The sequence below is a fragment of the Asprobacillus argus genome (assembly GCF_032248395.1).
Taxonomy (GTDB): domain Bacteria; phylum Bacteroidota; class Bacteroidia; order Flavobacteriales; family Flavobacteriaceae; genus Polaribacter; species Polaribacter argus.
The window spans coordinates 282231-306356 of the sequence record NZ_JAVTTO010000003.1 but is presented as its reverse complement, the minus strand read 5'-3'; the positions used below and the strand labels follow the sequence as shown (position 1 = coordinate 306356).

Below are 24126 nucleotides of genomic sequence, written 5' to 3'. Positions count from 1 at the left end.
AGATAATGTATTTTTTTGCCTAGATTTGCACACAACAAAATTACGAATTTTTAATGGTAAACGTCCACAATTTAACGGTTTCCTTTGCAGGAACAGATTTGTTCTCTGGAATCACTTTTAAGCTAAATAAAGGTGATAGAATTGGATTGATAGGTAAAAACGGGGCTGGGAAATCCACCTTGTTAAAAGTGTTGTCAAAAGATATTGATAGCAGTGGCGGTACCATGGCCTTTGATAAAGATATTAGTATAGGTTTTCTAAGACAGGATATTGATTTTATACAAGGGAGAACTATACTTGAGGAAGCATATCAAGCTTTTGAAGAAATTATAGAAATTGAAGGAAAACTAGCTTCTATTAATGAGCAGTTGGCAACAAGAACAGATTATGAAAGTGAGGCGTATAGCCAACTTATTGTTGACCTAACCGAATTAACGGAACGCTATGAATTATTAGGTGGATATAATTATCAGGGCGATACAGAGAAAATATTACAAGGATTAGGTTTTCAGCGTAAAGACTTTGATAAACTTACCGATACATTTTCTGGAGGATGGCGTATGCGTATAGAGTTGGCGAAGTTATTATTGCAAAACAATGATATTTTACTGCTGGATGAGCCGACGAACCACCTGGATATAGAATCTATTATTTGGTTAGAGAACTTTTTAAAATCCTATGCAGGAGCTGTAGTATTGGTTTCTCACGATAAGATGTTTTTGAATAATGTTACCAATAGAACTATTGAAATTTCCCTTGGCCAGATTTACGATTATAAAAAACCATACACAGAATTCTTAAAGCTGAGAGCTGAGATTAAAGAAAAGCAGTTACAGGCACAGAAGAATCAAGAAAAGGAGATCAAGCAAACGCAGCAACTAATAGACAAGTTTAGAGCCAAAGCAAATAAGGCCTCCATGGCGCAATCGCTGATTAAGAAACTAGATAAGGTAGAAAGAATTGAAGTGGATGCAGAAGATAATGCCACAATGAATGTTCGTTTTGCCATCTCAAGAGATCCAGGAAAGATTATTGTGGAGGCAGAAAATTTATCTAAAAGTTATGAGGATAACCATGTGCTGGAAAATGTAGATTTATTGATTGAACGAAATAGTAGAATAGCCTTTGTGGGACAAAATGGACAAGGGAAATCTACACTTGCTAAAATGATAGTTGGCGAGATTCCATTTCAAGGTGATTTGAAGTTAGGGCATAATGTAGAGATCGGGTATTTCGCACAGAATCAATCCGAGTATCTTCCGCCAGAGAAAACGGTTTTAGAAATTATGGAGGATGCGGCTACAGATTCGAACCGCATGCGCGTTAGGGATATGCTGGGAGCATTTTTATTTGGAGGAGAAGCAGTTGATAAGAAAGCGAAAGTGTTGTCTGGAGGAGAACGAAATAGATTGGCTCTATGTAAATTGTTGTTATCTCCATTCAATGTATTGATCATGGATGAGCCTACAAACCATTTGGATATTGCTTCTAAAAATGTACTTAAGAAAGCACTTCAAAAGTTTAATGGTACGCTTATTTTAGTATCGCATGATAGAGAATTTTTACAAGGTTTAACAAATACGGTGTACGGCTTTAAGGACAAAGTAATCAAAGAGTATTTAGGAGATATTGATTACTTCTTAGAGCAGCACAAAATGGAAAACTTACGCGAAGCAGAGAAAAGAACCGTAGTAAAAGCAGAAAAATCAACTTCCAAAAAGGATGCATATCGACTTTCAAAAGAACAAGAAAAAGAACTGAGAAAATTGCAGAATAAGCTCTCTAAGATCGAAAGTCAGATCTCCGATTTGGAATCAGAAATTGCCGATATAGATATTGCTCTGGCAGAAAACTATGAAGAAGTATCTTCTAAACCTGATTTTTTTGATACCTATCAAAGTAAAAAAGACAAGATAGATGCCCTAATGGAGCAGTGGGAAGAAATTGAAGGAAAAGTAACCGCATACTCTTAACGATGTTTTTTGCTGACATACATACTAGAAATCAGCAAGTCCTCTTGCCTACGCTTCGAGAAAAGAACATAGAGGTATTCATGAAGCGAGAAGATGAAATCCACACATTCGTTTCAGGGAACAAATTCAGAAAACTAAAATACAATATACTAGAAGCTAAGAATCGAGGGGTGAAAACCATCCTTACATTCGGAGGCGCCTATTCCAATCATATAGCTGCCACCGCAGTGGCAGGTAAACTATATGGATTAAAAACGATCGGTATTATTAGAGGCGAAGAATTGGGTAGAGATGTAAAAGAAACAATGCGCTCAAATGCCACCTTGCGTGAGGCTTGTGAAAATGGAATGCATTTTGATTTTATTTCTAGAGAAGCATATCGAAATAAAGAAGAAAGTGCTTTCATAAAGAGTATGAAAGAAAAACATGGAGATTTTTACTTGATTCCTGAGGGAGGAACCAATGACTTGGCGATAAAAGGATGCGAAGAAATTTTAACAAATGAAGATGCGTCGTTTGATTATATTTGTTGTTGTGTGGGAACAGCTGGGACTATTTCTGGAGTGATAAGAAGTACGAATGAAGATCAGAAGGTGATCGGATTTCCAGCATTGAAAGGTGATTTTTTGACAAAGGAAATTCAGCAATACGTCGGTGACAATAACACCTGGGAATTGCAAACCGATTATCATTTTGGAGGATATGCAAAATATGAGCCGTCATTAATTCATTTTATGAATCAATTTAAAGATGCAACAGGCATTCCTTTAGATCCAATATACACTGGAAAAATGGTGTTTGGGGTTGTAGATATGATTAAAAAAGGTCAGTTTTCAGAAGGAAGTAGTATATTGATGATCCACACAGGAGGTCTGCAAGGTATTGAAGGATTTAATACAATGTTGGCAAAGAAAAATAAAGAATTACAGATCAATTCATGAAGTTAAGAATTATCATATCGGTTTTGTTATTGGCATTTTTGGCAAGCTGTAGCTCGAGTAGAAGAACTACACAGAAAAAAAGAAAGCCTGGGGTAGTAGTAAATGAGCCCAAACCAAAGAAGTTACCATCTGTAAAGCAAATACAACATGTTAGGAAGCTTGAAAAAGGAAATAAAAAGCTAAATCGACATACATTAAAATATATTCGAGAGTATGCACCCATAGCGGTATTGGAAATGATCGAGTATAAGATTCCGGCTAGTATTACCTTAGCACAGGGTATCTTGGAATCTGGGAATGGAAGAAGTCAGTTAGCTTTAAAATCCAAGAATCATTTTGGAATAAAATGCCATAGAGGTTGGAAAGGTGAGCGTGTATATCATGATGATGATGAAAAAGGAGAATGCTTCAGGAAGTACAGATATGTGCAGACATCTTATAAAGATCATTCAAAGTTTTTATCGGGAAGAAAACGGTATGCTTCATTATTTAAACTAAGAAAAACAGATTATAAAGGTTGGGCAAGAGGTTTAAAAAAAGCAGGATATGCTACGGATAAAAAGTATCCTAAAAAATTAATCAAGATCATACAAGATTATAAATTGTATGAATTTGATAAATTGAAAAAGAGAGATATGGCCAGGTTTGTAAAAGATGAAAAGAAGAAGCCAAAAAAGGAGCCGAAACTAAAGAAACAAATTCCGGATTACTATCAAGTGAAAAAAGGAGATACCTTATACTCCATTTCTAAGAAGTTTAATATTTCAGTAGCCCTCATTAAGGAGATGAACGGTTTAAAGAGTAATACATTATCTATTGGGCAGCGTCTGCTGGTAAAATAAAACCCGCAAGAACCATAGCATGCTCTCGCGGGTAAATCAACCAACTAACAAATCGCTACCATGAGTAGTTTTTACGTTTTGCTTGCTTCTTAATTGCTTTAATAAGCACGCTTTCTAACTCATCCTTTTTCATGTTTTCCTTATTTTTTTTGGCGATATATGCAGTACGTTTTTTATTCAATTCCTGAATTTTCGCCTTAATATCTTTCCTTTTTTTAGACTGCTCTTGTACATATAATTTGATCTCATTCGCAGACTTGTTCTTTAAATGCTTTGGTAAGGTTTTCTTGTCTAACTTTTCATAATCGACTTTTTTAGCATCATCAGCATCTACAAGATCCCAGCCTGAATTTTTATACATTCTACTGCCCTTACTTACAGCTCTTTTTACGCTCACTTCTTTAGATACTTTCATAGCATTACCATCTTGCACGGATTGATTCGCGTATTTGTCATATCCTCTTGTTCCGAAGTAGATATAGGTCTTATTTAATTTTTTGTTTAGAATAATGATCTTATCATCATAAGGCGTAACAATATGCACTACTGTTTTATCTTGATTGATGGTCATATAATCACCCCCACCAAGATCTGCTCCATCTTTCCACTTTCCAGAAATGCCGTTATTGTATTCACCACAGAAAATAGTATTGATAATAATGTCTTTTTCCTTTGCATCGGTAATCGCATCTTTATAGTTTATTTTTCCTTGTGTGAATGGCTCGTTTCCGGCGATAAAAATAAATCGAAGGTCATTCTCATTCTTCCCCCAATCCAATTCTTTTAAAGACGTCTGGATCACTTGCCCACAAAACTCGTTACCTCCATTGGTGGTTAAAGAGAATAATTTTTCAGAGATGTCATCTAAGTCACTACTAAATTGTAGGACTTGTCTTATGTATCCTTCCCGAACTGGTAATCCTGAGTTGCCATATTCGTATAATGCGATTTCCAGATCTGGTTTTCGCATACCATATTTGGCAAAGGATAGTTCATTTACAATAGACCATAATTGTGATTTTGCTTGTTTGATCAACCCATCCATACTGTTACTGGTATCTAGTAGCAAAGCCACTTTGATGGTTTCTTTTTTAATAGGATCTTCCTTCGTAGGATTTGCAGCGTATCCTACTTGCAGAAATAGGATCAATGCTGTAATGGTTACTTTTAATGGGAATGTTTTCATGATGTTTATTTTTTAATGTTACAGACGATTAAAAGTTTGGTTTTATTTAATTTCAAATTTTACATAGATCGTAGAAACAATCTTTATTTTTTCAAATTGAACAGGAGCTTTGTCTTTGGCGCGATCATTATAGAACCCTTCCGCTTTAGCATAGACATTCGACACATTTAGGTTTCTTCCGATACCATTATGATAGGTGTTTTCATTTACTAACATAGGCCTTCCTACTTTTTCTCCAACGGCTGTCAATAGATAGTCTGCTTTTTCTTTAGCGGCCTTAATCGCGGCTATTCTGTTCTGTTTCTTTAGGTTGATAATATCCGAGTGACTTACTTTTTTAATATGAGATCGATGTACTTTCGATTTTTTGAATGTTTCAAATACTTTTTTAAGCTTTGAAGCGTCATTCACTTTAAGTGTATAATTAGCCGTGGCAAGAATATCTTTCGAAAACCAACCCGTTTTTAAAATAGTTGCATTGACATCAGAAATAGATAGATTTTCGATAGGAATACCGATCACCGCCAATTGTTTTTTAAGATCACTCTCTTGTTGTTGAATGGTTACTTTTTTACTTCGCGCCATGCGCTCTTTAAGGGTGATGCTAATGTAGATCTCATCTGGAACGATCTCTTTTTCAGCTTTTCCAGTCACCTCTATATAAGGTTTGTTCAGTGTTGAATTGTTACTGTGTTGACTAAAACCAATAGAGCTGGTAAGTACAAATAAAAGTAAGATTGCTTTTTTCATTTTCATGTGTTTTAATGTTGTTGGCTTTAGCTACTACAATTCTAGGGCCAACTTTGTTTAAAAAAAATGGGGAATGAGTGAATGGAACATTTGAGTGAGTAAACAGGACCTACTTTTTAGTAAAGTGGGATTTTGGAGTGTGAAAAGGTGGGTTTGGCTAGTAAACGGGTTTTTTTGAATGCGTTTTTGTGTGTATGTTTACATTCATATTTAAAGTATGGCAAAAAAGATTTACATATCCGTATTATTCATTCTCATAGGACTTCGGTTTGGAATATCTCAAGAAACTAGACAGTACAATAGGCCTTTTGAGGTTTCTTTAAAGGTTATAGATAAGAACACTCAAAAACCTATTGAAAATGCTGAAGTAACTATAAATGGTGAGTTATTCCGTTACCGCCCGAATTTTGGTACCTATCGAATAACAGCTAGAAGAGGGGATGAATTAGTGATAGTGCATCCGGATTTTGAAACAGTTTTCTACACGATAAAAAACGATGAGGATATTAAGGTGGAGGTTAAAGAGTTTTATGGAAATAGAAGATCTAGAAAGGGAAATAAGCGAGTTGAAAAGAGCTATTTTAGAATGAGCGTTAGCGAGGAACCTAAGGTTGATGAGTATAATGTAAATCTTGATTCTGCGAAGTATTATAAGGAAAAGAATATAGATAAAAGCCTTTCTTTTATTGAAGATATTTTGGCAGAAAAAGAAACTAATAATCGGAATGCCGCAACCTATACCACTCTTGGAAATATTTATTTCTATTGGAAGCAGTATGATTTAGCTATTGCCAATTACGTAAACTCCTTAAATTATAAGTACAGCGCTAATACAAATATCTTATTGGGACAAACCTATGTGGTTTCTAAAAACTATACACTGGCGGAAACAACGTTTGACGAAGTTCTAAATAAGAAACTAACCAAATATGAAAGCATTCTGACCTATGAAGGTTTAGGGGACGCATTTTTTGGATTAAAAGAATATCCAAAATCTAAAGAGAGTTATCAAAAAGGGTTAAAAATAGCGACAGATAACGATATTAAATCTAAGATTACGGACTTGAACTCCAAAATAGGAGAGGTATATGGAGCAGAAGGAAATCTGATTCAAGCAAAGAAGTCTTTTACAAACTCTATTAACTCGGCAAAAACAGAGAATTTAAAACGATCCTTAAAAGTACAGGATAAAGTTGCGGATTTTTATAACTCCAATAGCCAATTTGATGACGAAATTCAGCTCAGAAAGATTACATTAAATGATATTTTAGAAAAAGATTCCATATCCATTGATTATGACGCAAATGATCGCCCTATTTTTAATGGCGCTGTTACTAAACAACAAAAATTATCGAACCTAGAAGGGTTCATAAGTTTTGATGGATTGGAAATTTCCCAGCAAGATTCTTTGCTCACATTTTCATCAAGTGCGAATACGATCACTCCTCAATCATTAAACTATAAAATAGGAAGGGCCTATACGCAAAAGGAAGACTATCAAAAGGCCATTCCGTATTTACAAAACAGTATTAACAACCCAGGACGACCAGATAACTTAGAAATAAAGAAAGATGCTACCCGTAAATTGTCAGAAACCTTTGCCACCGTTGGAGATTATGATAAAGCTTTAAAAAGTTATCAAGACTATGTGGCACTCGTAGACAAGGCATATATAAGGAAGGAGCAGGAGATTGCGCAGGCCAAACGGTTTGCCCGGAAAATTGCGGACAATCAAAACCGGATCGCTAGTTTAGAAAAGGATAAAGCCTTTAAAAGTACCAAAATAGATCTGGCATACAAGGATCAGCAGCTAAGTGAAGAACGCAATCGAAATCAGTTGATCCTTATCTATAGTTTAATAGCGGGCCTCATTGGTTTAGTCACCGTTGCTTCCTTGTTATTCAGAAGTAATAGACAGCAGAAACTGGCGAATAACTTATTGGCTCTAAAGTCCATGCGTTCTCAAATGAATCCGCATTTTATCTTTAATGCCTTGAATTCTGTGAATAGTTTTATCGCGGTGAACGACGAGCGTAACGCAAATAGATACTTATCAGAGTTTTCAGTATTAATGCGTTCCGTATTGGAAAATTCGGATGAAGATTTTATTCCGTTATCCAAAGAGATTGAATTATTAGAGTTGTATGTAAAGCTAGAGCACAATCGATTTAAAGATAAGTTTAACTATACCGTTGATGTTGACAAAGAAATAGATTTAGATCAATTTTCAATCCCACCAATGCTGTTACAACCATATATTGAAAATGCGATCTGGCATGGATTACGCTATAAAAAAGAAATGGGAAAGCTGTCGATCAATATTTCTCAAAAAGATGTGGATACGGTACAAATCTGTATTCAAGATGACGGTGTAGGAAGAAAGAAATCAATGGCGTTAAAAACAAAGAATCAACTAAAACAAAAGTCGAAAGGAATGAGCACCATTAAAAATAGAGTAGCCATTCTAAACGATATGTACGAAGACAGAATTTCCGTACAGGTAAGTGATCTGTTTGATACCGGAGAAGGAACTAAAGTAGAACTATTACTAAGAAAAAACTAGCTATGAAAATTAATGCAATTATTGTCGAAGATGAGGCGGTAAGCCGTGAAATACTGAGAAATTATATCGGGAAGTATTGCCCCAATGTAATCTTAAAAGGAGAAGCAAGCAATATCGAAGAGGCTTATGAATTGATTCAAAAACATGAATTGGATTTGGTTTTTCTAGATGTAGAGATGCCTTTTGGGAATGCTTTTGACCTATTGGAAAAAGTAGAAGACAGAACTTTTGAAACCGTTTTTGTTACGGCCTATGATCATTATGCTATTGAAGCATTGAATAGCCACGCCTCTTACTATCTGCTGAAGCCCATCTCTATTGATGAGTTGATAAAGGCAGTGAATCATGTGACAGAAATTAAAGAAAAAGAAAATGATTTGGAACATAAAATATTGAAACCAAATATTACTTCTGCGGAAGGAAAGATTACGATTCCACAACAAGATGGTTTTGAAGTGTTAGATGTGAATGATATTGTTTTTTGCAAAGCAGATGATAATTATACAGAGATCCATCTAGCGAATTCTAAAAAACTGGTGAGTAAAACCTTGAAGTATTTTGAGGATGTTTTAAGTGAGTATCCTTTTGCTCGAATCCATAAATCCTACTTGGTCAATATCAACGCCGTTACCAAATACAAAAAAGGAAAAGGAGGGAGTGTTGTAGTATCAAACGGAAAGGAAATTCTAGTATCTTCTTCCAAAAAAGGAAGACTCTTATCTTATTTTAAATAAACATACATGAAAGTAATTAAGCCGGTAAACGGAAAACATCCACAAATAGCAGAAGACTGTTATATAGCCGAAAATGCAGTAATCGTTGGAGACGTAACCATAGGAGAACAATGCAGTGTGTGGTTCAATGCGGTAATTAGAGGAGATGTCCATTATATAAAAATTGGGAATAAGGTAAACATTCAGGATGGAGCAGTAATCCATGCCACCTATCAAAAATCACCAACTACAATTGGTAATAACGTATCTATAGGTCATAATGCAATTGTACACGGATGTACTATTCAAGATAATGTATTGGTAGGAATGGGTAGTATTATTATGGATGATTGTGTTGTGGAAAGCAACTCGATTATCGCGGCCGGAGCCGTAGTAACAAAAAACACCCGCGTAGAAAGTGGAAGTATATATGCAGGAGTTCCTGCCAAAAAAGTAAAGGATATTTCTCAAGAGTTGATATCAGGAGAAATAGATAGGATCGCTAATAATTATGTAGAATATTCAAGTTGGTTTAAAAAGTAAAAGCCCGACCCTTTAAATAAGGACCGAGCTTTCTACATTAATCAACTCAACTATTCTTCTTTCTTTTCTTTTCGTTCTTTGTGTTCCTTGTGCTTTTTCATCATTTTTTTACGCTTCATAGCCTTTCCTCTTTTCATCTTTCTACCTTTTTTCATTTTCTTAAACTTCTCAAATTGAGCTTCATTTAAGATAGATTTCATTTTTCTCTGAAAAGCAAGTTGGTTATCTAATTTTGCATTCGCTAATTTATAACGCTCATCCGCAGAAAGTTCTTTCTTTTCTTCACGGTGCTTTTTCATTTTTTCATATGCAGCTCTTCTGTCGTTAACCTGAGCTAATATTAAAGGCTTTACTTGACGTTGTTGCGATGCACTTAATTCTAAAGCCAAAGCCATTTTCTTTACTGCTAAATTCGCTTGTTGCTCTGCAGTCATTTTCTCTTTATGTTTCTTCTTATACTTTTTTTGTGCCTGAGCAGTCATGGTAAAAGCAAAAACAAGTACTAATAGTGATGCTAATTTTTTCATTTTCTGAAGGTTTAATGTGTTATTTATTAATGCTTTTAAGACCGAAGTACTCAGAAAAGGTTTAAATTTGACAATTGTTTTTAATACATTTTTAACATTTGACCAATGAGAAAAATATTTCTACTAGCGTTCTTATTTTCATTAAGTACAGTAGCTCAAGTAAAGGATAGCGTTAATCTTGACAATCCTAATGCTACTATCTATACACATATTTACTATTTGCAACAGGATAGTTATCAACCAGAGAAATCCGCAAAGACCATATATGGGCTTTCAGAAAAAGAAGCGATCGCTACAGCGATTAAAATAAAGAGAGTATTAGATGGAAAAGGACTTCAAATAGATTTTAACAAAATCCCCAATAATCCTGACTATAACGATACTATAGGATATAGCAAGTTTTATAAATATGTGCTTTTTCCAGAAAGAATGCCACTGATCTCGGTTGAAAAACGAGGGAATTATTGGTACTATTCGGCGGAAACTGTAGATAAAATAGATATGCTATATGAAGCCGTTTTTCCTTGGTATATAGATCGAATTCAAGAGGTCATTCCTGGCTATGGGCATAAGAAATTCTTAGGAGTCGAAGTTTGGCAATATGCTGCATTGATCGTGTTATTATTGTTAACCATATTGATCTATTATATCGCAAGAAGAATAGCCTTCTTTATTTTACAAAGGATATTGTATCGATTCATTAAGGAACATGCGCCTTCCATTAATAAGGCACTAAAAAAATTAGCACACCCAATAAGTTTATTAGTGGCCTTAGCTTTAGTGGATAAAATTTTTCCATCATTACAGTTCAGTTTAGAAGTGAATAAATGGTTCTTACTCTCTATTAACATCGCGGCCACTGTTTTTTGGATCTATGTATTCTTGAAATTAGCGAAGGTGTTAGTTATTTTATATGAGGCTTTTACAGAAACAACAGATAGTAAATTAGATGACCAGTTAGTACCTATTTTAGGAAACTTTTTAACCGGTTTAATTGTAGTTGTTGGTGTACTAAAAATCATTACACTTTTTGGTGTAAACCCAACGGCGGTGATCGCCGGTGCTTCTATCGGAGGTTTAGCCATTGCTTTTGCCTCTCAGGATACAGTGAAGAACTTGATAGGTACAGTCATGATTTTTACCGATAAACCATTTCATATTGGTGATTGGGTACAAGCAGGTGAAGTAGTAGGTACTGTAGAAGAAGTAGGATTTAGGTCTACCAGAGTAAGAGCTGCGGATACGTCAATTTATCAGATTCCTAATAGTAAACTATCTGAGATGGTTATTAATAATAGCGGATTGCGTTTATATAGAAGATATAATACCCAATTGGGAATTCGTTATGATACCCCTCCAGAGTTAATTGAGGCATTTGTAAAAGGAGTTCGTGAAATTATACTTGCCCATCCAGATACTAAGTCAGATAACTATATTGTCGAATTCAATGGCTTTGGAGATTCCGCATTGTTGATTATGATGAATATGTACTTGAAAGATTTAGCATGGGCTACAGAACAGAAGTCAAGGCATCAAATTCATATGGCTATTGTAAAATTAGCGAAAGAATTAGGTGTAGATTTTGCTTTTCCATCTACTACCGTGATGATAGAACAATTTCCAGAAAAGAATGCAATTGATTTAAAATATAATACGGACAGTGCTAGAATTGACACTGTTCTAGAACAGCAGATAGCAAACTTTAAAACCAATATAGGAGACGCGTCTAAAGAATGAGAATCACCAAAGCAATAGAGAATGTTTTTAAGAACTATTTGCCATCACCTTTTACGATAGCAATTCTTCTAACACTCGTAACTATTGTACTTGCTTTGTTATTCACAAGACCTATGGATGTAGGTTTAGGAGCGTATACTATTGATGTATTCCGTTTTTGGGAACAGGGAATTTGGTCAAATTCATTATTGGTCTTTGCGTACCAAATGATGTTGATACTTGTTTTAGGACATGTTTTAGTGTTGAGTAAACCTATTAGTAATGCTATTCTCAAAGTAACACAATACTGTAATACTACCTCAAGTGCAGCGGCTATTGTAGCATGTACTACGATGCTAGTGGCATTTTTTAACTGGGGTTTAGGGTTGATCTTTGGAGCACTTTTAGCCAGAAAAGTAGCAGAACATGCACAGCGAAATAATATCCAGTTGAACTATCCAATAATTGGAGCAGCTGGCTATATGGGTTTAATGGTATGGCACGGAGGGATCTCTGGGTCGGCACCGATCAAGATCAATGAAGATGGACATATTGCCGGAATCATGAAGGAGGTTTCTTCCCCAGAAATACTGAATCAAATTCCAAGCGTTATTGACTATAGTCAAACTGTTTTTAGTTGGTGGAACCTGGTTGTCTTTGCTGTGGTAGTAATCGCAATTACGGGGTTGTTTTTCTTTTTAGGAAAGATTGCAAGCCCGACAAAAATTGATCTGCCAGAATATCAGATGGAGATTGAAGAAGAAAAGTCAACCAAAGCAGATAAATTAGATAGCTCCAAGATTTTGACCATTGGATTTGGAATACTCATTTTAGTAACCTTCGGATTTCGATATTTTGATGATATCAGATCATTAAAGATCACACCTAACCTGATCAATTTTTTCATGTTAGGACTGGGGTTATTATTACACGGAAGCTTTAAGAAATTTACAAATGCTGTAGGAGAATCTATCTCGGATATTTCTGGAATACTCATTCAGTTTCCTTTGTACTTCGGGATTATGGGTATTATGAGCAGCTCGGGAATGGTTACGCAAATTTCAGACTTCTTTGTGTCAGTATCAACCGCAACTACATTGCCTATATTTACATTTTTTAGTGCAGGTTTGGTAAATATATTTGTGCCCAGTGGTGGTGGGCAATGGGTGGTACAAGGACCGATTGTAGTAGAATCTGCTTTGCAACTAGGAGTCCCGTTACCTAAAGCAATTATGGCATTGGCCTATGGAGATCAAATTACCAATATGTTACAACCATTTTGGGCGTTACCTTTATTGGGTATTACCAAATTAAAAGCCAAGGAAATACTCCCGTATACCTTAATTGCCATGGTCGTTGGGAGTATCATTTATATTACGGGCTTGTTGGTTTTTTAAGACAAAATGAAGAGAGAAAACAAAATCATTTTTATATGAATGATAGTATCTTTACCGTATGATGTGGCTGACCGAAAAAATTGAATTCCCACCCTATGAATTAGCATCTCCTGAAGGAATTATTGCCTTAGGAGGAGATCTATCTCCAGAGCGATTACTATACGCTTATCAAAAGGGCATCTTCCCTTGGTATTCAGAAGGAGAGCCAATTATTTGGTATTGTCCAGAGAAGCGAATGGTACTGTTTCCTGATGAACTTAAAGTGTCTAAATCATTGCATCAAGCCATTCGTAAAAAAGCGTTTACGATTACCGAGAACACCGCTTTTGAGGAAGTTATACATGCATGCAAACATATAGAACGAAAAGATGATTTTGGTACCTGGATCACAGATGAGATGGAAACTGCTTATATAGCATTACACAAACTCGGACATGCCAAGTCTGTTGAGATATGGAAAGATGATGAACTCGTAGGAGGCTTATATGGCCTGCAAATTGGAAATGTATTTTGCGGAGAGAGTATGTTCTCCAAAGTATCTAATGCCTCAAAAATAGCCTTTGTCTATTTAGTATGGTCGGGTAGATACGAGTTGATCGATTGTCAAATATATAACGATCACTTAGCCAGTTTAGGAGCTAGAGAGATCGAGAGAAATGAGTTTTTAAGCTTGTTGAAAAAGTAGTTTCGTTACGTGTTTGTATATGGTTTGTTGCGAGGTTAAGCACATAATTTAGCAAATAAAAACTGAATAGAAAATCCGCGAGGATTTTCGTAAGTAAGCTAGAACTAGCAATAAATTATATACGGTGTTAGCGGTAGTTTTTATTATTTCTTATTCTATATGTTCGTATTAAATTTTCTAATTTTTTAGGACTTATGTTAAAATCGTCGATTTTTAATTTTTCAAATCCTTCATTGTAATCATAAATTAAGTAAAACTCTCTACTTTTTCCAGTACCTTCCATTAAAACTTCTTCATTTTTTATTTCACTCCAACTTTTGAATTCGGTGTTGATAGTTTTAATTCCATTATTGTCTAGATTTATCTGGGGATTAGTGTCAAGAACTTGTTTTAATTCTTTAAATCCGAAATATCCTCCAACTAAGGTTAGTAATGTTCCCAAAATATAACTGTCGGGTTTTATCAATAAATATAGTCCACCAACTAGACATAAAAGCATTAAGAGAAACTCATATGTATTTTTAATTTTAGAATAATAAATAATAGATTGACTTGGAACGGAGCGGTCTTCTTTAAAAATATCTTTTTTTTCAAACTTTTTCTCTAACTCAGTCCATTTTTGTTGGTCAGAGGCGGTTTTTATTTCCGTTTTATTAAACCAACTATTGTCTTTCCAGACTAAACCTTGTTCAATAGCTTTTTTTTTCAATTCGTGGACGTTTCTAACGTTTTCAAATGCCCAAATTCGCCATTTAGTAATTGCGTAACTCCAATAGGCCCAAGCAAGTCCAAATCCAAGAAAAAAACTAATTCCAATACTCCAGTTTGGAATTAATTTTTCACTAAACAAATACATTGAAACTCCTGGAGTACCAAACATAATAATCATTACAGGAAGATTTATCATTAAATGTCCTCTAGTGATTGCTTTATCAACTGATATTTGTTCTCTCATTTTGATTTGGGCTCAAATTACCGCTAACGTTTAGTATATGAAAAGTAAGCGATTACGAAGCAAGAAACTTTTGGTTAAGCAATTAGTTTGACACGAGCCAATAGCCTTGAATTTACTACTGTTTCGCCTATTTTTTATATACATTGTTATGCACTTTTTTTCTTTATCTCAATCCATTTATGTCATATCGTGACACAAAATCCCAAACCAATTCAGATGTGTTCTGCCCTTGAAAAGTTGGGCTAAACCAAACATGGTCTCCACCAATATATTTGTAATGCTCAACAGAAACTAAGCTATCTCCTTGATCATAAACATAATGTTCAATATTGTTGTTAATTGTTACGGTTGGGGTTAAAACTGTATTATTGAAATTAATCCAATGGTCCAACGTGCTTTGGGCAGAGCTCCAGTCACTACTCCCGTTATAGGGGAGAACGCCATCAGAAGTTCCATGAAGATGTATTACCGGCATAGGATGACTGGTAGGTCCAGTACAATCTAGCATAGATCCAGAAACGGATGCCACTGCAGCAATTAAATCACTTTTGTAATTGGCAAGCCCATATGCCATCATGCCTCCGTTGGAATAGCCAGCGGCATAAACTCGTTCAAGATCAACATTGTGCTGAGAAGAAATTTCATTAATCATTGCTTCTACAAATCCAAAATCATCAGCATTACTTTTGTTGCCATTACCCGTTGGGCAAGCATTCCAATGAGAAGAACCATCTAGACAACTACCTTGTGGATAAACTAATATAAAAGTGTCTGTTTCCGCTAATGAGCGCATGTCAGCCTCAAGCATATAGTCACTGGCACTACCACCAAACCCGTGGAAATTGAACATCAGTGGTACTGCTGTAGCACCATCGTAAGAACTAGGTATATAAAGCACATATTCTCTGTTGAGACCGTCATGAACTATAGTCTGTGCATTAGTATTTGAGTAACATTCCTCTGGATTGTTATTATCATCTTTATTACAACTGCTTAGAATTGATAATAAAATGGTAAATAGTAAAATTGCTTTTTTCATTATACAGTTTCTTTAATTTTTTTTAACGCTTAATTCTTTTTGCTATTGTGCATAACGTTGGTTTATCCAAACTTAACATTTTTATCTTCGATAACCAATTGAATGAATGGGTTATTCAGAACTTTTTAATAGATTTGAAATAACCTATGAAAAAGAAGTTATGTCGTACCTTTTAGGTTTTAACACTATTGTAGAGATCAAAAGATATATTTCGATAACTACATCATCTTTTTCGTTAGATAATCATTGGGCATCTCTACACGATAAGCATAAAGTAATAATAATGATATGTTGCGTTTTAATTCTTTAAAAAACGCATCCCATAGGTATTGGCAATAGAATCTATTTCCTGTCGTGTTGGTTTTCGTTTTTTAGCAATGGCTGCAATATCATCAAAGAAATGTTCAAAGCCCCCAGGAGTAATGGTATTCATGGTAATTCCGGTTATAGAATCTATATTTTTAAAATGATGTGGAATTCCTTTAGGTAAGCGCACCATATCTCCTTTTTTAGCCGTCATGGTTTGGTCTCCGCAATAGAATTCATAAGTTCCTTTTAAGACATAAAATAATTCGTCCTCATGTTTATGAACATGTTTTGGCGGTCCACCAGCCGGAGGGGTTTCTGTCATAATTACCGTATAGGCACCATCCGTCTCTTCACTTAAGATCTTTCCAGTAATGGCTACTCCGAATACATTCCACTTTTTTCCAGCGTCAGAAGAAACGTAGATAGGCTTTTCAGGAGTTGTTTCTTTTTTGGGAGCATTTTTACAATTGAAGAAGAAGACCAATATGACAAGTGCAGCAGTTATTTTTCGTAACATAAATGAGGTTATAAGGAATTCTAAAATTAAACCAAAACATTGAAGAAACAAAACAAATAACTTTGGTATTTTTACATTGTTAAAACGAACACTACTCAGATGAACATACAAAACGCACAACAACAGGTAGACGAGTGGATCCAAAACCATGGCGTCCGTTATTTTAATGAATTGACCAATATGGCGCAGCTAACTGAGGAGGTTGGAGAAGTGGCCAGAATTATAGCGCGTCGTTATGGAGAGCAAAGCGAAAAGGAATCTGATAAAGGCAAAGATTTAGGGGAGGAACTGGCAGATGTATTGTTTGTGGTGTTATGTTTAGCAAATCAAACAGGTGTGAACTTACAGGAATCTTTTGAGAAAAAATTAGATATTAAAACCAAACGCGATCACGATCGTCATCACAACAACGAAAAATTGAAATAATGACATTTACAGATAAAATTAAAAAAGGATCTTTTTGGATCAATGCAATTAAAGTAGGGGTTGTTTTTTTAATCGCCATTAGTTTTGTTTCGTTACTGATCTATAGTTTTCAAGATGTAATTTCCTTTAACTGGGAAGGCGTGGCAGATACAAACTTTAACAACGGACTATGGAAGCGTTTCTTTGCTACCAAGATTGTAGCCAGTATCATTTACGGAATATTTATTGCCAATAAGAATACCAAATAAATAGGATGTCACATCGAGCGGAGTCGAGATGTTGTCGAAACCCAAAACTTTAAAAGTTCTCGACTCCGCTCGAACTGACATTATAAATATTCTTGCAAGCTATTTTTATTAATCTAATTGAATCAGATCGATCTGACTCTCTTTTACTTTTTTATTAAGTTCCTTTACGCGGACATCGAACATGGCATATAATTTTGCAAGCTCTTTGTCTATGTCTTTGGTAATTGCATTTTTAAAATCAATAGCCTGTTGCGTAGGAGCATAGTTTCCAATTCTGGTTAGAGAATTCAAATGCCCTAATTTGTTGTTCAAACGTATTGGAAAATTTAAAGGATCTTGATTACTCTTACTTTTAGTCTGGTATAATGTCTCCTCCACTTTCGTCATGTCTTTTACCAACGCACTAGCATAATCTAGCATAGCTTTATGCTTCTTTTTATCCTTGATAGACTTTTTAAGTGCTTTTACCTGAGACCTCACTTTTTTGACATTCTCCAAAGCCGTATGAATTTCAGTCATTTTTTTATTGATCTCATTGATAAAATCAAACTGAGCTTTTGTATCAGCAAAAGAAGCTTCAGAAATTGGATTTTTGAGAATAGTGAAATTCTGAGAGGTAGTGGCATCACCAACAGTTAATGTAACCTTATAATTACCAGGCAGCGCCATAGGGCCATTTAAGGATGCCCACCAAAGAATCATTCCTCTAACACGTTTTGCTCCAGGGTACATCATATTCCAATAGAAGATGTTATTCCCATCTTTTACAGTAAGCTTTTCTTCTTTTTTCTTTTTGTTGGGTTTTGTACTGTATGTTTTTATCAATTCATTTTTGTCATCAAAGATGCTCAAGCTCACGACACTTTTATCATCTTTTTCTTTGATAAAATAGTTGATCGCAACACCTCCAGGGTGATTCGTTCCCATAGTTTTAGATGTCCTTCCACGACCACCGCCCATTCTATAACTATCCTGAGGCTTGAATAAAATAACATCTTTAGTAGCTACATCAGAAGTTAATTGATGTAATGGCGTCAAATCATCGATCATCCAAAAAGAGCGCCCTTGAGTAGCCGCTATTAGGTTATCATTCTTAATGGCTAGATCTGTAATAGGAACAACGGGTAGGTTTAATTGAAAAGGTTTCCAATTCTTACCATCATCAAAAGAAATATACATTCCGCGTTCTGTTCCTGCATATAACAATCCTTTTCTCTTAGGATCGGCTCTCATAGCTCTGGTAAAGTCTTCAGCTCCAATTCCGGTAGTAATCAATTTCCATGACTTTCCGTAGTTTTCAGATTTGTAGATATATGGATTGTAATCTCCAGTTTTATATTTCGTCCCTACAATATAAACGCCGCCTTTGTTAAAAGGATCGACTTCAATACAATTGATCATCATCCATTCAGGCATTTTTTTAGGGGTGATATTGCTCCAGTTTTTACCTCCGTCTTTGGTAACATGTACTAGTCCATCGTCCGAACCAGTATAGATCAACCCTTTTTCATATTTAGATTCGTTCACCGCGAAAATGGTTCCGTAGTATTCAACTCCGGTATTATCTTTCGTGATAGGTCCACCAGAAGGGCCTAGTGTTTTAGGATCATTTCTAGTAAGGTCAGGACTAATGATTTCCCAAGATTGCCCTTCATTTGTAGTAGCGTGTAAATGATTAGAAGCAGCATATAATTTATTCTTTTCATGTGGAGAAAAGAGTACGGGGAAATTCCATTGGAAACGATATTTAAAATCTTCTGCACCATGTCCCATCGGATCATCTGGCCATACGTTTACGGCCCTAGTTTCTCCTGTTTTATGATTTCTTCTGGTAAGCAACCCGCCATAACTTCCTCCATAAATAATATCATTGTTGGTAGGATCTACAGCAATATGAGCACTTTCTCCTCCTGCTGTGGATTCCCAATCTGCTTCACGAATAAAACGACCATTAGTTCTATGCGGAATTCGTATGGTTGAGTTATCTTGTTGCGCTCCATAAATCCGATATGGGAAATGATTATCTGTGGTTACACGGTAAAACTGAGAAGTAGGTTGATTGAAATAAGTACTCCAATTAATTCCTGCGTCAAAGGATACCTGCGCTCCTCCATCGTCTCCGATGACCATACGCTGATTGTCTTCAGGAGCGATCCATAGATCATGATGATCTCCATGCGGAGCATTATATGTTTTATACGTTTTTCCGCCATCTGTAGATTTATGATAACGGACATTCAATACATATAAAATATTTTCATCTTGAGTATCGGCATATAAACGTGTATAGTACCAAGCACGTTGACGAAGTTTACGTTCACTATTGATCAAGCGCCAGGTTTTACCAGCATCCATAGATTTGTAAACGCCCCCTTTTTTGTTTTCAATTAAAGCCCAAACAATATCAGAATTTACAGGTGATACGGTAACACCACTAATTCCCCAAACTCCAGAGGGGAGTCCTTTGTTCTCAGAGATATTGGTCCATGTTTCACCTTCATCCGTGCTCTTCCATAGGGCAGAGCCATCACCTCCGCTAGACAGGCTATAAGGAGTTCTTCTGACATTCCAGGTCGTTGCATACAATACTCTCGAATTGTTAGGATCTATAATTAGATCGACGACACCAGCGTCTTTGTTTGCAAATAACTTTTTGGACCATGTTTTTCCACCATCAATGGATTTGTATACGCCCCTTTCATTTGAGGACTTGTATAGATCACCCATGACTCCGGCATATACAATATCTGGATTTTTAGGATGTATACGTACTCTAGGAATATGTCTGGCATTTTTAAGCCCCATATGTTCCCACGTCTTTCCTGCATTGACAGATTTCCAAATACCATCACCCGAGGAGACATTTCCTCGAACCGTTTTCTCACCATTACCTACATAGATAACATTATTATCCCATTCGCTTACAGCAACGGCTCCCACGGAACCGCCGAAGAATCCGTCGGAAATATTTTGCCAGGTGTTACCAGCGTCTGTGGTTCTCCAAACACCTCCTCCTGTCGATCCCATATAAAATAGATTTGCCTTTCCAGGAACGCCTGTAACGGCAGCACTTCTACCTCCTCTAAACGGACCGATCATTCGCCATTTCGTTGCGCTATAATATTGTTCAGAAAATTTGTCAGGATTTTTTTGTGCGTTAACTTTGTAATTCTCAAAAAATAAGAGACCTACAAAAAGAAAAAGTACTTTTTTCATGTTAGTTGTTTGTTTTTAAGGAGCCTAAATTTAAGAATTAAAAACCAGAGTGAATCGTTTTATGGATCTACATATAGAAGGTGTCGAAAATATGTTGTTAAAAAAGAGTATCAATGTCTCTGGATCTAAAAGTGAATCCAATAGGTTATTGATCTTACAGCAACTATTTCCTCAAATTACTATCGAAAACCTCTCTGATTCCGATGATTCTAAACATTTACAACATGCGGTAACCACTTCTGAAGCAGATATTAATATTGGACATGCTGGAACCGCAATGCGCTTTTTAACCGCATTTTTTGCTATGCAAAACGACAAAACAGTGGTTTTGTCCGGTTCCCATAGAATGCACAACAGGCCGATAGAAATTTTAGTTCAGGCATTGAGAGATCTTGGAGGTGATATTTCTTATGTAGAAAAAGAAGGATATCCACCATTGAAAATTGTAGGAAAGGAATTGACAAAAGATTCTGTTGCTATAAACGGTAATGTGAGCAGTCAATATATTTCTGCCTTATTGTTGATTGCATCTAGTTTGCCAAATGGGTTGACCATTACGTTACTTGGGGAGATCACTTCGATTCCATATATCGAGATGACGTTGAGTTTACTCAACCAATTGGGTATTGAAAGTACGTTTAAAGATGATACGATATTCGTTAAACCTCAACAAAACTTGGATTCAAAAACTGTAGTTGTTGAATCTGATTGGAGTTCTGCATCCTATTTTTATAGTATGATGGCGCTTAGTGATATTGGATCAGAGATAAAACTATCTTCTTACAGAAGAGAAAGTTTACAGGGAGATTCTTGTTTAGCAGAGATATATGAGCATTTTGGCGTAGAGACGACTTTTGAAGAGAATACTATTACGTTAAAAAAGAAGAATGTCATTTCGAGAGCAGTCGAGAAATCTGGTATCGAGTTAAATCTAAAAAACGCTCCTGATATCGCCCAAACAATTGCAGTAACATGTTTTGGTTTAGGCGTGGCCTGTGAATTGACAGGATTACATACTTTAAAAATAAAAGAGACAGATCGTTTAGAAGCGCTAAAAGCGGAGCTTACTAAATTAGGAGCTACTGTATCTGTAACAGATCATAGTTTACACCTTGAACCCTCATACGAGATCGTAAAGAATGTTCGTATTGAAACATATCATGATCATCGTATGGCCATGGCTTTTGTTCCATTAGCCATGAAAGTGCCTATCCAAATAGAAGACGCGAATGTGGTCACAAAATCCTATAGAAATTTTTGGGAAGACATGAAGAAAATAGGCTTTCAGTGTAAAGAGCTGTAAATTAATCGTTCAAACACTTGACAACCCCTATTCTCAAGTCGTATATTTGCCGCCGTCATAAAACAAGTATACAGCATGAAATTATCCAACTTTAAGTTCGAATTACCAGAACATTTATTAGCAGAATATCCTGCAGAGCATAGAGATGAAGCTCGTTTAATGGTATTAAACAGGAAAGATCAAACTATAGAACACAAATTATTTAAAGATGTGATCGACTATTTTGATGAAGGAGATGTAATGATCTTAAACAATACGAAAGTATTTCCTGCTAGAATGTTTGGTAACAAAGAAAAGACAGGAGCTAGGATAGAAGTTTTCTTATTGAGAGAATTAAATGCCGAAAATAGATTGTGGGATGTTTTGGTAGATCCTGCAAGAAAGATAAGAATTGGAAATAAGCTGTTTTTTGGAGAAGATGATAGCTTAGTTGCTGAAGTTATCGATAATACAACCTCAAGGGGAAGAACATTACGTTTTCTTTTTGATGGGAGTTATGAAGAATTTAGATCGAAGCTTTTGGAATTAGGGCAAACACCGTTGCCAAAATATATTAAGAGAGATGTAGAGCCTTCGGATGAAGAAAGGTACCAAACGATTTTTGCAAAAAATGAAGGAGCAGTTGCCGCACCGACAGCTGGATTACACTTTTCTAAACACTTAATGAAGCGTTTGGAAATTAAGGGAATAGACTTTGCAGAGCTAACATTACATGTTGGGTTGGGAACGTTTAGTCCTGTTGAAGTTGAAGACTTATCAAAACATAAAATGGATTCTGAGCAAATTGACATCCCAGTAGGAAGTGCTCAAATGATTAATAAAGCATTAGAAGAAAAGAGAAGAGTGTGTGCTGTAGGAACCACTACCATGCGTTCAATTGAATCCTCAGTATCTGCAAGTAGTAGATTAAATGCGTTCACAGGGTGGACCAATAAATTTATTTTCCCACCTCATGAATTTAGTATTGCAAATAGTATGATTACCAATTTTCATACACCACAGTCTACCTTGTTAATGATGACAGCAGCATTTGCTGGATATGATTTTGTTATGGAGGCATATCAACAAGCGGTAAAAGAAGAATACAAATTCTATACGTATGGAGATGCGATGCTAATCATCTAATTTAGTTATAAATAAAAGTACAAACCTCGCAGTAAAAACTAAAGTAGTTGTAACTGTGAGGTTTGTTGTATTTTTGACCCACATGAAATCTAAAAAGAAAGACATAAGAGCCTTGACCAAAGAACAACTACGTGAGTTCTTTGTGGAGAATGGTGATAAAGCTTTTCGTGGCAATCAGGTATATGATTGGCTATGGAGTAAGTCGTTGCATACTTTTGAAGATATGACCAACATTTCTAAGGAGACTAGAGAAATGTTGAAAGAAAATTTTGTGATCAACCACATTCAGGTCGATAGTATGCAGAAAAGTAATGACGGAACGATTAAGAATGGGATAAAATTACATGATGGATTGATCGTGGAATCTGTATTAATTCCGACTAAAACTAGAACGACAGCTTGTGTTTCAAGTCAGGTTGGATGTAGTTTAGATTGTAAGTTTTGTGCAACTGCGCGTTTAAAAAGAATGCGGAATTTAAATCCAGATGAGATTTATGATCAAGTGGTTGCTATTGATAAACAAAGTAGGCTTTATCACAATCATAAACTTTCTAATATTGTTTTTATGGGTATGGGAGAACCTCTTATGAACTATAACAATGTTTTAAAGGCGATCGATAAGATTACCTCACCCGAAGGCTTAGGGATGTCTGCAAAACGAATAACCGTATCTACTTCTGGAGTGCCTAAAATGATTAAAAAAATGGCAGATGATGAAGTTAGGTTTAACCTCGCTGTTTCCTTGCATTCGGCTATAGAAGAGGTGCGTACTTCTATCATGCCTTTTAACGAGCATTTTCCGCTGCAAGACTTGCGAGAATCCTTAGAGTATTGGTATGCAAAAACAAAAAGGGCTATCACGTATGAGTATGTTGTTTGGGATGGTATTAATGATGGAAAGGAAGATATCAAAGCCTTAATCGACTTTTGCCAGTATGTACCATGTAAAATTAATTTGATAGAGTATAACCCTATAGACGATGGGGAGTTTCAGCAGGCTAGTTCAAGAGCAATTGACAACTACATTTCTAACTTAGAAATGCATGACATTACGGTAAATGTGCGTCGATCCAGAGGAAAGGATATCGATGCAGCTTGTGGTCAACTAGCAAATAAGTCTTAACACTTTTCATAGCTTATATTTTGTACTTT

At 35.7% G+C, this 24126-nt stretch carries 21 protein-coding genes; 14 read left to right on the top strand and 7 right to left on the bottom strand.

All coding sequences use genetic code 11. The annotated features are described in order from the left end of the window. The first annotated feature begins 53 nt into the window (after positions 1–53). Genes RQM59_RS08800 through RQM59_RS08790 form a run of 3 tightly spaced genes read left to right on the top strand, consistent with a single transcriptional unit; the run spans position 54 to position 3756 of the window. On the top strand, positions 54–1973 hold the full coding sequence (locus RQM59_RS08800; protein ID WP_349241735.1) for an ABC-F family ATP-binding cassette domain-containing protein: 1920 nt from the start codon (positions 54–56) through the stop codon (positions 1971–1973). A 2-nt stretch (positions 1974–1975) separates the two neighbouring features. Next, positions 1976–2914, top strand: coding sequence for a 1-aminocyclopropane-1-carboxylate deaminase/D-cysteine desulfhydrase (locus tag RQM59_RS08795; protein WP_349241734.1), 939 nt, complete (start codon positions 1976–1978; stop codon positions 2912–2914). Then, positions 2911–3756: a glucosaminidase domain-containing protein gene (locus RQM59_RS08790; RefSeq protein ID WP_349241733.1), complete on the top strand. Its 846-nt coding sequence runs from the start codon at positions 2911–2913 to the stop codon at positions 3754–3756. The genes RQM59_RS08795 and RQM59_RS08790 overlap by 4 nt, the downstream gene beginning before the upstream one ends. Before the next feature lie 55 nt (positions 3757–3811). Here RQM59_RS08790 and RQM59_RS08785 read toward each other — a convergent pair whose 3' ends face one another. After that, entirely contained in the window at positions 3812–4942 is a 1131-nt protein-coding gene (locus RQM59_RS08785) for a vWA domain-containing protein (protein ID WP_349241732.1), read from the bottom strand. 42 nt (positions 4943–4984) lie between these two features. After that, entirely contained in the window at positions 4985–5692 is a 708-nt protein-coding gene (locus tag RQM59_RS08780) for an SIMPL domain-containing protein (RefSeq protein ID WP_349241731.1), read from the bottom strand. A gap of 217 nt (positions 5693–5909) precedes the next feature. Between RQM59_RS08780 and RQM59_RS08775 the strand changes: the two genes are divergently transcribed. The 3 genes from RQM59_RS08775 to RQM59_RS08765 are packed head-to-tail and all read left to right on the top strand — an operon-like array spanning position 5910 to position 9511. Beyond that, positions 5910–8255 (top strand): histidine kinase, encoded by a 2346-nt coding sequence (locus RQM59_RS08775; protein WP_349241730.1) that lies wholly within the window; start codon positions 5910–5912, stop codon positions 8253–8255. Positions 8256–8257: 2 nt separating this feature from the next. Next, on the top strand, positions 8258–8989 hold the full coding sequence (locus RQM59_RS08770) for a LytR/AlgR family response regulator transcription factor (RefSeq protein WP_349241729.1): 732 nt from the start codon (positions 8258–8260) through the stop codon (positions 8987–8989). A gap of 6 nt (positions 8990–8995) precedes the next feature. After that, positions 8996–9511, top strand: a complete 516-nt coding sequence (locus RQM59_RS08765; protein ID WP_349241728.1) for a gamma carbonic anhydrase family protein — start codon at positions 8996–8998, stop codon at positions 9509–9511. A 50-nt stretch (positions 9512–9561) separates the two neighbouring features. Here the strand turns inward: RQM59_RS08765 and RQM59_RS08760 are convergent, their stop codons facing one another. Next, positions 9562–10038: a hypothetical protein gene (locus RQM59_RS08760; RefSeq protein ID WP_349241727.1), complete on the bottom strand. Its 477-nt coding sequence runs from the start codon at positions 10036–10038 to the stop codon at positions 9562–9564. 105 nt (positions 10039–10143) lie between these two features. Between RQM59_RS08760 and RQM59_RS08755 the strand changes: the two genes are divergently transcribed. Genes RQM59_RS08755 through aat form a run of 3 tightly spaced genes read left to right on the top strand, consistent with a single transcriptional unit; the run spans position 10144 to position 13836 of the window. Further along, positions 10144–11775: a mechanosensitive ion channel family protein gene (locus tag RQM59_RS08755; protein WP_349241726.1), complete on the top strand. Its 1632-nt coding sequence runs from the start codon at positions 10144–10146 to the stop codon at positions 11773–11775. After that, positions 11772–13151, top strand: a complete 1380-nt coding sequence (locus RQM59_RS08750; protein ID WP_349241725.1) for a short-chain fatty acid transporter — start codon at positions 11772–11774, stop codon at positions 13149–13151. Before RQM59_RS08755 ends, RQM59_RS08750 begins: the two co-directional genes overlap by 4 nt. 58 nt (positions 13152–13209) lie before the next feature. Further along, complete coding sequence (gene aat / locus RQM59_RS08745) at positions 13210–13836, top strand: leucyl/phenylalanyl-tRNA--protein transferase (RefSeq protein WP_349241724.1); 627 nt, start codon at positions 13210–13212, stop codon at positions 13834–13836. Between the two features lie 127 nt (positions 13837–13963). Here aat and RQM59_RS08740 read toward each other — a convergent pair whose 3' ends face one another. From RQM59_RS08740 to RQM59_RS08730, 3 genes are all read right to left on the bottom strand, one after another. Next, positions 13964–14791 carry a hypothetical protein gene (locus tag RQM59_RS08740; protein ID WP_349241723.1) on the bottom strand — a complete coding sequence of 276 codons (828 nt, stop codon included), beginning with the start codon at positions 14789–14791 and terminating at the stop codon, positions 13964–13966. A gap of 163 nt (positions 14792–14954) precedes the next feature. Beyond that, positions 14955–15830: an extracellular catalytic domain type 1 short-chain-length polyhydroxyalkanoate depolymerase gene (locus RQM59_RS08735; RefSeq protein ID WP_349241722.1), complete on the bottom strand. Its 876-nt coding sequence runs from the start codon at positions 15828–15830 to the stop codon at positions 14955–14957. A 298-nt stretch (positions 15831–16128) separates the two neighbouring features. Continuing rightward, entirely contained in the window at positions 16129–16656 is a 528-nt protein-coding gene (locus RQM59_RS08730; protein ID WP_349241721.1) for a cupin domain-containing protein, read from the bottom strand. 99 nt (positions 16657–16755) lie between these two features. Here RQM59_RS08730 and RQM59_RS08725 point away from each other — a divergent pair, with 99 nt between their 5' ends. Further along, positions 16756–17082 carry a nucleotide pyrophosphohydrolase gene (locus RQM59_RS08725; protein ID WP_349241720.1) on the top strand — a complete coding sequence of 109 codons (327 nt, stop codon included), beginning with the start codon at positions 16756–16758 and terminating at the stop codon, positions 17080–17082. After that, entirely contained in the window at positions 17082–17330 is a 249-nt protein-coding gene (locus tag RQM59_RS08720) for a hypothetical protein (RefSeq protein WP_349241719.1), read from the top strand. The genes RQM59_RS08725 and RQM59_RS08720 overlap by 1 nt, the downstream gene beginning before the upstream one ends. 108 nt (positions 17331–17438) lie before the next feature. Here the strand turns inward: RQM59_RS08720 and RQM59_RS08715 are convergent, their stop codons facing one another. Then, complete coding sequence (locus RQM59_RS08715) at positions 17439–20546, bottom strand: WD40/YVTN/BNR-like repeat-containing protein (RefSeq protein ID WP_349241718.1); 3108 nt, start codon at positions 20544–20546, stop codon at positions 17439–17441. 61 nt (positions 20547–20607) lie between these two features. On the opposite strand from RQM59_RS08715, the gene RQM59_RS08710 reads away from it, so the two are divergent. The 3 genes from RQM59_RS08710 to rlmN all read left to right on the top strand — a co-directional run bounded on the left by RQM59_RS08710 (position 20608) and on the right by rlmN (position 24097). Then, positions 20608–21849 carry a 3-phosphoshikimate 1-carboxyvinyltransferase gene (locus tag RQM59_RS08710; protein WP_349241717.1) on the top strand — a complete coding sequence of 414 codons (1242 nt, stop codon included), beginning with the start codon at positions 20608–20610 and terminating at the stop codon, positions 21847–21849. Positions 21850–21924: 75 nt separating this feature from the next. Then, the gene (gene queA, locus RQM59_RS08705; protein WP_349241716.1) at positions 21925–22974 is read left to right on the top strand and encodes a tRNA preQ1(34) S-adenosylmethionine ribosyltransferase-isomerase QueA; all 1050 of its coding nucleotides are present in this window, start codon (positions 21925–21927) and stop codon (positions 22972–22974) included. A gap of 82 nt (positions 22975–23056) precedes the next feature. After that, on the top strand, positions 23057–24097 hold the full coding sequence (gene rlmN / locus RQM59_RS08700) for a dual-specificity RNA methyltransferase RlmN (RefSeq protein ID WP_349241715.1): 1041 nt from the start codon (positions 23057–23059) through the stop codon (positions 24095–24097). Positions 24098–24126 lie beyond the last annotated feature (29 nt).